Source organism: Conexibacter sp. CPCC 206217 (assembly GCF_030646165.1).
Lineage (GTDB): Bacteria > Actinomycetota > Thermoleophilia > Solirubrobacterales > Solirubrobacteraceae > Conexibacter.
This window is the reverse complement of sequence record NZ_JAUTDO010000003.1, coordinates 304,227-316,622: the sequence shown is the minus strand read 5'-3', so window position 1 is coordinate 316,622 and position 12,396 is coordinate 304,227. Positions and strand designations below refer to the sequence as shown.

Below are 12,396 nucleotides of genomic sequence, written 5' to 3'. Positions count from 1 at the left end.
GCACGCCCGCGACGCCGCGCACGCCCTCCCCGCGAGCGCGTCCGCAGCATCCACGACGGGCACGCGAAAGTGTTCGCAAAGGCACGTGCATTGCAGCGGATTCGCGACCCGCGACGCGCGGCAGTGCTAACCTGGCCTGACAGCTTTCTGCGTCGGTCTCGAACCGACGGCCGTTCCGAAAGTGGGCGCTCGCCCACTTTTTTTTATGAGTCGAATGGAGGTGAACGCGCAAATGGGCAGGATTCAGGATGACGTCGAGGCAGTGCTGAACCAGGCCGAGCCGGACGTCGAGGTCGTGCTCGCCGAAGTGATCGGCGGCAACACCGTGCGCCTCTTCATCGACCATCCGGACGGCGTCTCGCTCGCGCTCTGCGAGCGCGTCACGCACCATCTCGTCGCGGTCCGCGAACGCTACGCGCTCGAGGTCTCCTCGCCCGGCAGCGACCGCCCGCTGACGAAGCCCCAGCACTACCAAGCTTTCATCGGACGACGCGCACGCGTCCGCACCCGCGGAGCGCACGGCGGACACGGCTCGTTCATCGGCGAGCTGGTCGGCGCCAGCGACTCCGAGGTCACGATCGCCGCGGACACCGGCGTCGTCTCGATTCCCTATACCGACATCAAACGGTCCAACCTCGTCCCAGGAGAGTAAGCAGCATGTCGAAAGAGATCCTGGATGCCGTCCGTGGACTTGCGGCCGAGAAGAACATCTCGAGCGAGAAGCTCATGGTCGCGCTCGAGGACGCGCTCCTGTCCGCCTACAAGAAGCAGCCAGGGGCGGCGCCCTACGCGCAGGTCGAGATGGACCGCGAGCTCGGTGACTTCACCGTCTGGGAGCTGGTGATCCCCGAGGACCTCGAGGACCAGCTGATCACCGAGCAGGAAGAGATCATCGCGGCCGAGTTCTCGGGCGTCGATCCCGAGACGGGCGAGGCCCGTCAGATGCCGGAGCCCGAGCTCGACTTCGAGAAGCTCGCCGAGTACGAGGACCAGATCGAGCGCGTCGACGTGACGCCCGAGGACTTCGGCCGGATCGCCGCGCAGACCGCGAAGCAGGTCATCCTGCAGCGGATCCGCGAGGCCGAGCGCGACATGATGTTCGAGGAGTACCGCGACCGTGTCGGAGAGCTGATCACCGGCATCGTGCAGCAGTCGGACTCGCGCTACACGCTCGTGCAGCTGCGCGAGCGCGTCGAGGCGCTGCTGCCGAAGTCCGAGCAGGTCGACGGCGAGCGCTACGACCATTCGCAGCGGATCAAGGCCGTGATCAAGGACGTCTCGGCTTCGACGAAGGGCCCGAGCATCATCGTCTCGCGCCGTGACCCGGAGCTGATCAAGGCGCTGTTCGAGCTCGAGGTTCCGGAGATCGCCGACGGCCTCGTCGAGATCACCAACGTCGCCCGCGAGCCCGGCTACCGCTCGAAGATCGCGGTCGTCTCGCACGCCGACGGGGTCGACCCGGTCGGCGCCTGCGTCGGCCCGCGCGGCTCGCGCGTGCGGATGGTCGTCTCCGAGCTGCGCGGCGAGAAGATCGACATCATCCCGTACAACGACGAGCCCGCCCGCTTCGTCGCGAAGGCGCTCTCGCCGGCGCGCGTGCGCGAGGTGCTCGTCGACGACGACGGCAAGCAGGCGACGGTGATCGTGCCCGACGACCAGCTCTCGCTGGCGATCGGCCGCGAGGGCCAGAACGCCCGCCTGGCGGCGCGTCTGACCGGTTGGCGGATCGACATCCGCTCCGAGACGGAGTTCGCCTCCGAGGAGGCCGACGGCGGCTACGAGGAGGAAGAGGTCCAGGGCGGGCGCTGCTCCGCGATCCTCTCCAACGGCCGTCGCTGCCCGAACTCGGCCCTGCCCGGCTCGCGCTACTGCGGCCTGCCCAACCACCAGGCGCTGGAGGGCATCGACGGCGACGAGGTCGCCGCGCTCGGCGGCGGCGCCGCGGTGCTGGTCGCCGAGGAAGAGGCGGAGCTGCTCGAGGAGAGCGTGATCGAGGACGAGCACGAGGCTCTGGAGGCGCAGGAGGAGCAGCTCGACGGGGATAGCGACCCGGTCGAGGACGAGGCGGCGGGCGAAGAGCCCGCGGAGGAGCCCGCCTCATAACGGGTCACGAGCCGCTTCGGCGCTGTGTCGGCTGTGGCCGCACGGCGCCGAGAAGCTCGCTCTTGCGCTACGTCGTCATCGACGGAGCGCTTGTCGCCGACAGCGCCGGTCAGCTGCCCGGCCGCGGGGCATACACCTGCCGCGCACGGGATTGCTTCGACGCGGCGCGCTCGCGCGGCGGCTTCAACCGCGCCTTCCGACGAGCCGTTCGGGTGCCCTCCACGGTGCCCGCCGAGCTTGATCCTTCAGAGAACGTACACTTGGACACTGCATGAGCAATAAGCGAGTCAGCGACATCGCCAAAGAGCACGGCATCTCCGCCGGACACCTCATCGCCACGCTGAGATCGGCAGGCCTCAACGCGCCTACGCCGTCTTCCAGCGTCGACGAGTCCGCCGCGTTGAGAGTGCTCGACGAGAAGGGCCTGCGTAGAAGAACGCCGCCGACGAGAGCGAGAGTCGGCACCTACCGCGACAGAAACGCCCCTGAGAGACCGAGAGTCGTGCCGCGCGTGAGAACGCGCATGCCGGCTCCCGGCACTGCCGCCGCCGGCAACGGCGGCCAGCAGCGCACGGGCGGTCCCGGCGGCAGTCCGCGCGGTCAGGGCGGTCCCGGCGGTCAGCGCGGCCCCGGCGGTCCCGGCCAGCGCGGCGGTCAGCGTCCGGGCGGTCGCCCGGGTGAGGGCCCGCGCGGCGGCGGTCGCCCTGGCGACGGTCCGCCTCCGGCGCGCACCGACGGAACGACTCCCAACGGCGAGCCGAGACAGCGTCCCACGCGCGACTCGCTCGGCGGCGGCGCTGCCGGCGCCGCGGGCGGCGGTCGCCGTCGCGTCGTGATCGACTCGCAGGCCTCGCGCCGCGCGCCCGGCGGCGGGCCGATGAACCAGCCGCCGCGCCGTCAGCGTCGCGGTCGCCGCCGTCGCGGTACGTACGAAGAGCCGGCGCCGCTCGAGACGAGAGTCTCGGCCGGGCCCGCGCACGTCAAGATCGCGTCGGGCTCGACGGTCAAGGACGTCGCCGAGTACCTCGACATCCCGATCCCCGAGATCATCAAGAAGCTGATGCAGCTCGGCGAGATGGCGACGCTCACGCAGACGCTGTCCGACGACGCGATCGAGATGCTCGCGAGCGAGTTCGACCGCACGGCCGAGGTCGTCCACGCGGCCGACGACGTCGACGCCGAGCCCGAGTACGACGACAGCGAGGACGAGCTCGTCGAGCGCGCCCCGGTCGTCACGATCATGGGTCACGTCGACCACGGCAAGACGTCGCTGCTCGACGCGATCCGCGACACCGAGGTGACGGCCGGCGAAGCCGGCGGCATCACGCAGCACATCGGCGCCTACCAGGTGCATCACGCCGACAGAGAGGTCACCTTCCTCGACACGCCGGGCCACGAGGCGTTCACCGCCATGCGTGCCCGCGGCGCGAAGGTCACCGACATCGCCGTGATCGTGGTCGCCGCCGACGACGGCGTGAAGCCGCAGACGCAGGAGGCGGTCGACCACGCGAAGGCGGCGAGAGTGCCGATCCTCGTGGCGGTCAACAAGATCGACAAGGAGGGCGCACAGCCCGACCGCGTCCGCACCGAGATGACGCAGCTGGGCCTGCAGCCGGTCGAGTGGGGCGGCGAGATCGAGTTCGTCGACGTCTCCGCGAAGACGAAGAGAGGCCTCGACAACCTGCTCGACACGATCCTCGTGATGTCCGAGGTCGAGGAGCTGAGAGCGAACCCGAACGCCGAGGCGTCGGGCATCGTCGTGGAGTCGAAGCTCGATCCGGGCCGCGGCGCCGTCGCGACCGTGCTGATCCAGCGCGGCACGCTGCACGTCGGCGACGCGCTCTTCGCCGGGCCTCACTGGGGCAAGGTGCGCGCGATGAACGACTTCCTCGGCCAGCGCGTGAAGAGAGCGCTGCCGGGCGAGCCGGTCGAGATCCTCGGCTTCGACACCGTCCCGGAGGCCGGCGAGACCGTGCGCGTCGTCGAGAACGACCGCAAGGCCCGTCAGCTCGCCGGCGAGCGCGCGAACCGTCTCAAGACGGAGGCCCGCGCCCGCCGCTCCGGCAAGCGCATCTCGCTGGAGGACATCTTCAAGAGCGAGTTGCAGGAGCTGAACCTCGTGCTGAAGGCGGACGTCGCCGGCTCGCTCGAGGCGATCGAGGACGAGATCGCGAAGCTGCCGCAGGACGAGATCTCCGTCAACGTCGTGCATCGCGGCGTCGGTGGCGTGAACGAGTCCGACGTGATGCTGGCGGCCGCCTCCGAGGGCGTCGTGCTGGCGTTCAACGTGCGGCCGATCGGCGACGCGGCCCGCGTGGCGGACCGCGAAGGCGTCGAGATCCGCTCCTACGCCGTCATCTACCGCGCGATCGAAGAGCTGCGCGCGGCGATGGAGGGCATGCTGGAGCCGGAGGAGGTCGAGGACCAGATCGCCTCGATAGAGGTCCGCGCGATCTTCCGCGCCTCGAGAATCGGCGTGATCGCCGGTTCCTACGTCACCGAGGGCAGAGTCACGCGTGGCGCGAGAGTGCGCCTGGTGCGCGACGGCACGGTCGTCTACGACGGCGAGATCGCTTCGCTGAAGCGCTTCAACGAGGACGTCAGAGAGGTCGCGACCGGATTCGAGTGCGGCATCGTGCTGAGAGACTTCGCGGACGTGAAGGAAGGCGACCTGCTCGAGGCCTACACGACGCGCAAGGTCGAGCGCGAGCTGGCCTGAGATGGCTGCCGGCTGCGTCGCCGTGCAGCTCCGTCGCTTCGCGGCGGGGCTCACGGCGTCGGTCGATGACCTGCGCGGAGGGATAGGATGAGCGGCAGTCGAATCCGTCGCGTCGACGAGGCGGTACGGACCGTCCTCAGCGAGGCGATCACGCAGGAACTCAAGGATCCGCGCGTCGGATTCGTCACCGTGACCGCCGTCAGAACCAGCTCAGACCTCCGTCACGCCCGCGTCTACGTGAGCATCCTCGGCGACGAGGAGGCGCGTGCCGCGGGCCTGGAGGGGCTGCGTTCGTCGCAGGGTTTCTTGCAGCGCAAGGTCGCGCGCGAGGTGCGGATGAAGTACACGCCTGAGATCACCTTCGCCTACGACGACTCAGTGGACAGAGGCTTGCGCATCAACGAGCTGTTGAAGGAGATGCCGCCCGGCGCGCGCGACTCGATCGAGCTCGATCCCGAGGTCGGCGACGGCGCCGACGCGCCCGCCCCCGAGCCGGAGGACGCGTGATGAGCACCACCGGCACCAACGGCAAGCGCGCGACGAGGTCGCAGGTGCTCGACGAGATCCGCGGCGCCGAGAAGTTCCTGCTCGGCACGCACGAGAACCCCGACGGGGACGCGCTCGGCTCGCTCGTCGCGATGCACCAGATCCTCGTCGCGGCCGGCAAGGACTCGATCATGTTCATGGACGCGGACGAGTTCCCGTTGCCATACGAGTACCGCTTCTTCTCGCTCGACGGCCTCGTCTCGGTTCCGCCCACGGACATCGAGGAGCGCACGATCGTCCTGCTCGACTGCGGCAACATCGACCGCAACCCGGCCGATGCGCTGAAGTTCGAGGGCGCCCACATCCTCAACGTCGACCATCACCACGACAACACCCATTTCGGCACGGTCAACCACGTCGTGCCCGAGGCGTCGTGCACCGCGGAGATCGTCTGGGACCTGATGCGCGGGCTCCGCGTCGAGCCGACGACCTCGATCGCGGAGGCGCTCTACGTCGGCCTCGTGACCGACACCGGCAAGTTCATGTATGAGAACACGGGCACGCGCGCCCACGTGATGGCGGCGGAGTTGATCGACGCCGGCGTCGACGTGCACGACATCTACCGCCGCATATACGAGGGCATCCCGTACGGCAAGCTCGCGCTGCTGGCGCGCGGCCTCTCGCAGGTGGAGCGCTACGACGGGGGCCGCCTGACGGCGACCAGACTGACCGCCGAGGACTACCGCGAGACCGGTGCCGAGGAGAACTACTCCGAGGGCGTGATCGACCACCTGCGCTCCGTCGAGGGGACGGCGGTCGCCGCGCTCGTGCGCGACCGCCTCGGACCAGGGCAGGAGGGCCTCAGAAAGGTCTCCCTGCGCGCCTCCGACGACCGCGTCGACGTGTCCGCGATCGCCCGCGCGCTCGGCGGCGGCGGGCACCGCCAGGCGGCCGGCTTCTCGACGGAACTGTCGTGGGAGGAGCTCGTCGCGTTCCTGCGCGACGAGGTCGCCCGGCAGCTGTGACCGACGGCGTCATCCTCTACGACAAGCCCCGCGACATCACGTCCCACGACGTCGTGTACCGGGTGCGGCGGCAACTGCCGCGCAAGACGAGAGTCGGCCATGCCGGCACGCTCGACCCGTTCGCGACCGGGCTGCTGCTCGTGCTCGTCGGCCGCGGCACGCGCGCGCAGAGATTCCTGATGGGGCTGGGGAAGACCTACGAGACGATCGCCCGCTTCGGCGCCGTCTCGACGACCGGCGACAGCGACGGCGAGATCACGGAGACCGGCGTCGTGCCCGACGGCGATCTGACGCTGCCGACCGGCGTCGTGCGCCAGCGCCCGCCCGCCTACTCGGCGCTGAGAGTCGACGGCGAGCGCGCCTACGCCCGCGCCCGCCGCGGCGAGACGGTCGAGCTGCCCGAGCGCGAGGTCACCGTCGAGCTGTTCCGCCAGCGGTGGCACGACGGCGCGCGGCGCGCGTTCGAGATCCGCTGCTCGTCGGGGACCTACGTGCGCAGCCTGATCGCCGACCTCGGCGACGCCTACTGCGAGGAGCTGCGGCGGACCGCGATCGGGCACTTCGACGTCGCCGACGCCGACCCGGAGAGGATCGTCGGACTCAACGACGCGCTCGCCTTCCTGCCGGAGCACCGTCTGGAGGGCGACGAGGCACGGCGCGCGGGCTACGGCGTGGCGGTCGCCCACCCGGATCCGCCGGCCCAGGGGCCCGGCTACACGCGCCTCACCGACGCGGACGGGCTGATCGCGATCGCCGAGCCGCGCATCGCCGACGACGGCGCGCCGCTGCTGAAGCCGATCGTCGGGTTGCGCGGGTAGCGCGGCGCGGCGCGCCGGCCGATCGGCGCGCTCTTCGCGCGTGGCTGACCGGTCTCGCGGCCCCGATCACTACTCTTCCGCGCCATGCAGATCACCTGGCTGCCCGACGTCGCGCCGCGGCCCCGGCGCGTCGCCGTCGGAGAGTTCGACGGCGTTCACCTCGGTCACCGCGCCGTCATCGCGGGAAGCGACACGGTCGTCACGTTCGAGCCGCACCCGCTCGCGGTCGTGCGCCCTGAGGCGGCGCCGAAGCTGCTGACGAGCCTCGACGTGAAGGCCGAGCTGATCGCCGCGCTGGGCGTGCAGGAGCTGGTCGTCGTGCCGTTCGACGAGACGATCCGCCACCAGAGCGCGCAGGAGTTCCTCGACGACGTGCTGGTCGACAGGCTGGGCGCCACGCACGTCTCGGTCGGCGAGAACTTCAGGTTCGGGCACGGCGCCAGAGGCGACACGGCGCTGCTGCGCGCCGACGGGCGCTTCGAGGCGCGCGTCGTGCCGCTCGTGCAGGCCGACGGCGAGATCGTCTCCTCCTCGCACGTGCGCGGCCTCGTGCAGGCCGGCGACGTCGAGCGCGCCAACGCGCTGCTGGGCGCTCCGTTTCGCATGACCGGCACGGTCCAGCACGGCGAGAAGCGCGGGCGCGAGCTGGGCTTCCCGACCGCCAACCTCGTCCCCGACCCGGCGCTCGTCTGCCCCGGCAACGGCGTCTACGCGACGCGCGTGACGTGGGAGGGAGCCGACGGCCAGCACTGCGCGGCGACCAACGTCGGCGTGCGCCCGACGTTCGAGACCGGCCTCGGCCTGCTGGTCGAGGCGTTCGTGCTCGACTTCGCCGGCGACCTCTACGGACGCGCGTTCACGGTCGAGTTCCTGCGCCGTCTGCGAGGCGAGCAGCGGTTCACCTCGGCGGAGGCGCTGATCGAGCAGATGCACCTCGACGTGGTCACGGCGCGCGAGGTCTGCACGGGCGATTCTGCTACGCTGCCCGGCCGATGACGACCCTCACCAGCGAGCGCAAGCAAGAGTTGATCGCGAAGTTCGGCAGAGGCGAGAAGGACACCGGCGCTGCCGAAGTCCAGATCGCGATGCTGACTGAGCGCATCAACGACCTCACCGAGCATCTGCGCACCCACAAGAAGGACCACCACTCCCGGCGCGGCCTGCTCATGCTCGTCGGCCGCCGCCGCCGTTTCCTGAACTACCTCCAGCGCAAGGACCTCGAGGGGTACCGCGCGCTCGTGAGAGAGCTCGGTCTGCGCAAGTGAGCGTCCTGCAGCCGGGCACCCCCGCGCCGGAGTTCACGCTCCAGCGCGAGGACGGCGAGGCGTTCACGAAGGACGACTTCACGGGCAGAACGACCGTCCTGGTCTTCTATCCGTTCGCGTTCAGCCCGGTCTGCACGGACCAGCTCAACCTCTACGAAGAGGTGCTGGACCAGTTCACCGCGCAGGGGGCGACGCTGTACGGCGTCTCCTGCGACTCGTCGTGGTCGCAGAGAGCGTTCCGCGAGAAGCTCGGCGTCACGATCGAGCAGCTGTCGGACTTCGAGCCGAAGGGCGCGACGTGCGCGGCCTTCGGCGTCCTGCACGAGGGCGGCTTCCCGCAGCGCGCGCTCGTGATTGTCGGCCCCGACGGCGTGATCAGCTGGAGCTACCAGGCGCCGTCACCCGGCGACCTGCCCGGCGCCAACTTGATCTTCGACGGTCTCGCGGCGGCGTAGAGCCGCGGCCTGCGGCCTTGCGTCACGCCGGGAGAACTCGCCCTGGGGCTCGTTCTCCCAGATGCGCCTGACAGCTCGATGACCGGCGGACTCGGCAGCGCGCCGCTTCCTCCTCCGCAGCCGGACGACCACCGCAGCGGTCCGCCCGAGCGGCCGCTGGCGATCGTCTACGCCGACTACGAGTGCCCGTACTGCGCGGTGCTCGAAGAGCGGCTCGTCGCCTGCGGAGCGCAGCGGATCTTCCGCCACTTCCCGGTCACGTCGAAGCATCCGCGCGCGGGTGCCGCGGCCTGCGCCGCCGAGGCGGCCGGGCTGCAGGGCCGCTTCTGGGAGATGCACGCGCTGCTGTTCGCCGACCAGGGGCGGCTGGAGGACCCGCATCTGTGGGCTCGCGCCGAGCGGCTCGGCCTCGACGTCGAGCGCTTCGACGCCGATCGCCGCTCCGAGGCGGTGATCGCGCGCGTCAAGCGCGACTTCGTCAGCGGCGTGCGCGTCGGCGTCGTCACGACCCCGACGCTGTTCCTCGCGGGCGAGCCGCATCCGGGGCTGCCGAGCGACGAGCTGATCGATCGGCTCGGCTGAGCGGCCGGCTCAGCGCTCCGCCTCGCTCACATCGGCGACCATCCGCGCGACGGTCTGCGCCCGGTACGCGAAGATCCGCTCCAGGTCTCTTCGCACCATGATGCGGTGCGCCAGCTCTCCGAGCGGGCCGAACGGCAGCGCGTAGCGGACCGTGTCGCGCATCACCGTCCAGCCTGGTCTCCCCGGATCGGCGGCGAACGCATGCGTGTGGTGCCAGAGCGCGTAGGGGCCGCGCAACTGCGCGTCGACGAAGCGCACGCCCGGCTCCCACTCCTCGATCCGCGTCAGCCAACGCAGCGGCACGCCGTGCAGCTTCAGGCGGTAGGCGATCAGCGTCCCGGGCGCCATCTCGATCGGTGCGGGCGTCATCACTCTGAAGCCGAGGAACGGCGGCGTGATCGCCTCCAGGTTGCGCGCCTGCGCAAAGAACGGGAAGACGGTGTCAGGCGTGCCCGCAAGCGTCTGCGAACGGGTCAGGACGTGAACGGTCATGGGGGAGATACGCAGGCATTTCGTCGTGGGATCGCTACGATGGAGGGGTTCCGTAAAGAAAAGACGCACGCTCTCCACCTACCGAAGGGTGGAGCAGAAGGGAAAACACATATATGTCTGACGCCGTTACGCGGCTTTCCGTCGAGATCGCCGGTAGAGAGATCTCGTTCGAGACCGGTCGTATGGCCAAGCAGGCCTCTGGCGCAGTCGTCGTCCGCTCGGGCGACACGATGGTCCTCTCGACCGCGACCGCGGGCAACCTCCGCGACGTCGACTTCCTGCCGCTGACGGTGGACGTCGAGGAGCGCATGTACGCCGCGGGCAAGATCCCCGGCTCGTTCTTCAAGCGCGAGGGTCGCGCCGGCGAGAAGGCGACGCTGACCGCTCGCATGGTCGACCGTCCGATCCGCCCGCTGTTCCCGAAGGGCTGGCGTCGGGAGACGCAGCTCGTCACGCTGACGCTGTCGGTCGATCACATCAACCCGTACGACGTGCTCGCGATGAACGGCGCCTCCGCGGCGCTGATGCTCTCCGACATCCCGTTCCCGACGCCCGTCGGCGCGGTCCGCATCGGCAAGGTCGACGGCAACTTCGTCGTCAACCCGAACGAAGAGGATCTGCTCGAGAACACCGATCTCGACCTGATCGTCGCCGGCACCGAAGAGGCCATCCTGATGGTCGAGGCCGGCGCCAACGAGATCGTCGAGGCGGAGATCCTCGACGCGCTCGACATCGCGCACGACGCGATCAAGAAGCTCTGCAGACTCCAGTGGGACCTGCAGAAGAAGGCCGGCAAGGCGAAGACCGAGGTCGAGGTCCCGCAGGTCGACGAGAGACTGCTGAGACAGATCACGAGATCGCACGGCAGAAAGCTCGACAGAGCGACCGCCGTCGTCGACAAGCTCGAGCGTCAAGACGCGACGAAGGCCGTCGAGGCCGAGATCTTCGCGAGATACGCCGCCGACGAGGACGACGCCGAGACGCGCCAGAAGGTGCAGCTCGCGTTCGACAAGCTCGAGAAGTCGCTGATCCGCGAGCGGATCGCGATCAAGAAGAAGCGCCCCGACGGTCGTAGAGCGGACGAGATCCGTCCGATCACGATCGAGGTCGGCGTCACGCCGCGCACGCACGGCTCCGCGCTCTTCACGCGCGGCCAGACGCAGGCGCTGTCGACCGCTTCGCTGGGCACGACGCGCGAGGAGATGCGCCTCGACACGCTCGGTCTGGAAACCAGAAAGTATTACTTCCACCACTACAACTTCCCGCCGTTCTCGGTCGGCGAGGCCGGCTTCATGCGCGGCCCCAAGCGCCGCGACATCGGTCACGGCGCGCTCGCCGAGCGCGCGCTCGTGCCGATGGTGCCGAGCACGGAGGAGTTCCCGTACGCGATTCGCGTCGTGTCGGACATCCTCGAGTCCAACGGCTCCTCCTCGATGGCCTCCGTCTGCGGCTCCTCGCTGTCGCTGATGGACGCGGGCGTGCCGCTCAAGCGGCCGGTCGCCGGCATCGCGATGGGCCTGATCAAGGAGGGCGACGACTACATCGTGCTCTCCGACATCGCGGGCATCGAGGACCACCTCGGCGACATGGACTTCAAGGTCGCCGGCACGTCCGAGGGCATCACCGCCCTGCAGATGGACATCAAGATCACGGGCGTCACCTTCGACATCCTGCGTGACGCGCTGGCGCAGGCGAAGAAGGGCCGCGAGTTCATCCTCGCGAAGATGACCGAGGCGCTGACCGCTCCGCGCGAGGAGCTGTCGAAGTGGGCGCCGCGCATCTCCACGGTCCAGATCGACCCGGAGAAGATCGGCCTCCTGATCGGCAAGGGCGGCGAGACGATTCGCGGCCTGTGCGAGGAGTTCGAGGCGCAGATCGACGTCAACGACGAGGGCCAGGTCCTGATCTACGCGCAGAACGGCGAGCTGGGCGACGCCCTCGCGGACCGCATCCGCTCGATGACCAAGGAAGTCGAGATCGGCGACGCCTTCAACGGCAGAGTCGTCAAGACGACGACCTTCGGCGCCTTCGTCGAGCTGGCGAAGGGCACCGACGGCCTGCTGCACATCTCCAACGTGGCGCCCGGCAGACGCGTCGACACGGTCGAGGAAGTGCTCAACAAGGGCGACGAGGTCCAGGTGCGCGTGGTCGAGGTCGACCGCGAGCGCGGCCGCATCGGCCTGCGCCTCGCCGAGGACCCGGACATCGCCGGCAAGACCGTCGAGGAGCTCGCGGCGCTCAGCGCCAGCAGCAACGGCGGTGGCGGCGGCGACCGCCCGCCGCGCGACCGCGACCGCGGCGCCCGCCGCGGCGGCGGCGACCGTGGCGGTTCGCGGCGCGAGGGCGGCGGCGGACGCGGCAGCCGCGACCGCGACCGCGGCTAGGTGCTTCGCATTGCGAGTTCCACGGCGGCGTGCTGCACTGCGATGCGTGGGCGGGAACTCGCGGGCG

13 protein-coding genes are annotated in these 12,396 nt (G+C 69.9%); 12 read left to right on the top strand and 1 reads right to left on the bottom strand.

The genetic code is table 11. The features are described 5' to 3' along the window. Positions 1–232: 232 nt before the first annotated feature. From rimP to Q7L65_RS09745, 11 genes are all read left to right on the top strand, one after another. On the top strand, positions 233–652 hold the full coding sequence (gene rimP / locus Q7L65_RS09790; protein ID WP_304720771.1) for a ribosome maturation factor RimP: 420 nt from the start codon (positions 233–235) through the stop codon (positions 650–652). 5 nt (positions 653–657) lie between these two features. Then, a complete protein-coding gene (gene nusA / locus Q7L65_RS09785; RefSeq protein WP_304720770.1) occupies positions 658–2,103 on the top strand; it encodes a transcription termination factor NusA in 1,446 nt (481 codons plus the stop codon). Beyond that, positions 2,100–2,378: a YlxR family protein gene (locus Q7L65_RS27710; protein WP_370552546.1), complete on the top strand. Its 279-nt coding sequence runs from the start codon at positions 2,100–2,102 to the stop codon at positions 2,376–2,378. Before nusA ends, Q7L65_RS27710 begins: the two co-directional genes overlap by 4 nt. Then, complete coding sequence (infB, locus tag Q7L65_RS09780) at positions 2,375–4,822, top strand: translation initiation factor IF-2 (protein ID WP_304720769.1); 2,448 nt, start codon at positions 2,375–2,377, stop codon at positions 4,820–4,822. The genes Q7L65_RS27710 and infB overlap by 4 nt, the downstream gene beginning before the upstream one ends. An 87-nt stretch (positions 4,823–4,909) precedes the next feature. Beyond that, positions 4,910–5,329, top strand: a complete 420-nt coding sequence (gene rbfA / locus Q7L65_RS09775) for a 30S ribosome-binding factor RbfA (RefSeq protein WP_304720767.1) — start codon at positions 4,910–4,912, stop codon at positions 5,327–5,329. Beyond that, on the top strand, positions 5,329–6,333 hold the full coding sequence (locus Q7L65_RS09770) for a bifunctional oligoribonuclease/PAP phosphatase NrnA (RefSeq protein WP_304720765.1): 1,005 nt from the start codon (positions 5,329–5,331) through the stop codon (positions 6,331–6,333). The genes rbfA and Q7L65_RS09770 overlap by 1 nt, the downstream gene beginning before the upstream one ends. Continuing rightward, positions 6,330–7,151 (top strand): tRNA pseudouridine(55) synthase TruB, encoded by an 822-nt coding sequence (truB, locus tag Q7L65_RS09765; RefSeq protein WP_304720763.1) that lies wholly within the window; start codon positions 6,330–6,332, stop codon positions 7,149–7,151. Before Q7L65_RS09770 ends, truB begins: the two co-directional genes overlap by 4 nt. 84 nt (positions 7,152–7,235) lie before the next feature. After that, positions 7,236–8,147, top strand: coding sequence for a bifunctional riboflavin kinase/FAD synthetase (locus Q7L65_RS09760; RefSeq protein ID WP_304720761.1), 912 nt, complete (start codon positions 7,236–7,238; stop codon positions 8,145–8,147). Further along, positions 8,144–8,416, top strand: coding sequence for a 30S ribosomal protein S15 (rpsO, locus tag Q7L65_RS09755; RefSeq protein WP_304720760.1), 273 nt, complete (start codon positions 8,144–8,146; stop codon positions 8,414–8,416). The genes Q7L65_RS09760 and rpsO overlap by 4 nt, the downstream gene beginning before the upstream one ends. Then, positions 8,413–8,871 carry a redoxin domain-containing protein gene (locus tag Q7L65_RS09750; RefSeq protein WP_304720758.1) on the top strand — a complete coding sequence of 153 codons (459 nt, stop codon included), beginning with the start codon at positions 8,413–8,415 and terminating at the stop codon, positions 8,869–8,871. Before rpsO ends, Q7L65_RS09750 begins: the two co-directional genes overlap by 4 nt. A gap of 78 nt (positions 8,872–8,949) precedes the next feature. Next, positions 8,950–9,453: a DsbA family protein gene (locus Q7L65_RS09745; protein WP_304720757.1), complete on the top strand. Its 504-nt coding sequence runs from the start codon at positions 8,950–8,952 to the stop codon at positions 9,451–9,453. 9 nt (positions 9,454–9,462) lie between these two features. Here the strand turns inward: Q7L65_RS09745 and Q7L65_RS09740 are convergent, their stop codons facing one another. Then, positions 9,463–9,945, bottom strand: a complete 483-nt coding sequence (locus tag Q7L65_RS09740) for an SRPBCC family protein (protein WP_304720755.1) — start codon at positions 9,943–9,945, stop codon at positions 9,463–9,465. 113 nt (positions 9,946–10,058) lie between these two features. Between Q7L65_RS09740 and Q7L65_RS09735 the strand changes: the two genes are divergently transcribed. Continuing rightward, positions 10,059–12,329, top strand: coding sequence for a polyribonucleotide nucleotidyltransferase (locus tag Q7L65_RS09735; protein ID WP_304720754.1), 2,271 nt, complete (start codon positions 10,059–10,061; stop codon positions 12,327–12,329). Positions 12,330–12,396: the final 67 nt, after the last annotated feature.

Excerpts from the sequence above, each read along its gene's own strand:
- Q7L65_RS09760 (WP_304720761.1), top strand. The coding sequence starts at position 7,236 with ATGCAGATCACCTGGCTGCCCGACGTCGCGCCGCGGCCCCGGCGCGTC.
- Q7L65_RS09770 (WP_304720765.1), top strand. The coding sequence starts at position 5,329 with ATGAGCACCACCGGCACCAACGGCAAGCGCGCGACGAGGTCGCAGGTG.
- nusA (WP_304720770.1), top strand. The coding sequence starts at position 658 with ATGTCGAAAGAGATCCTGGATGCCGTCCGTGGACTTGCGGCCGAGAAG.
- rimP (WP_304720771.1), top strand. The coding sequence starts at position 233 with ATGGGCAGGATTCAGGATGACGTCGAGGCAGTGCTGAACCAGGCCGAG.
- Q7L65_RS09740 (WP_304720755.1), bottom strand. The coding sequence starts at position 9,945 with ATGACCGTTCACGTCCTGACCCGTTCGCAGACGCTTGCGGGCACGCCT.
- Q7L65_RS09735 (WP_304720754.1), top strand. The coding sequence starts at position 10,059 with ATGTCTGACGCCGTTACGCGGCTTTCCGTCGAGATCGCCGGTAGAGAG.
- rbfA (WP_304720767.1), top strand. The coding sequence starts at position 4,910 with ATGAGCGGCAGTCGAATCCGTCGCGTCGACGAGGCGGTACGGACCGTC.
- rpsO (WP_304720760.1), top strand. The coding sequence starts at position 8,144 with ATGACGACCCTCACCAGCGAGCGCAAGCAAGAGTTGATCGCGAAGTTC.
- infB (WP_304720769.1), top strand. The coding sequence starts at position 2,375 with ATGAGCAATAAGCGAGTCAGCGACATCGCCAAAGAGCACGGCATCTCC.
- Q7L65_RS09745 (WP_304720757.1), top strand. The coding sequence starts at position 8,950 with ATGACCGGCGGACTCGGCAGCGCGCCGCTTCCTCCTCCGCAGCCGGAC.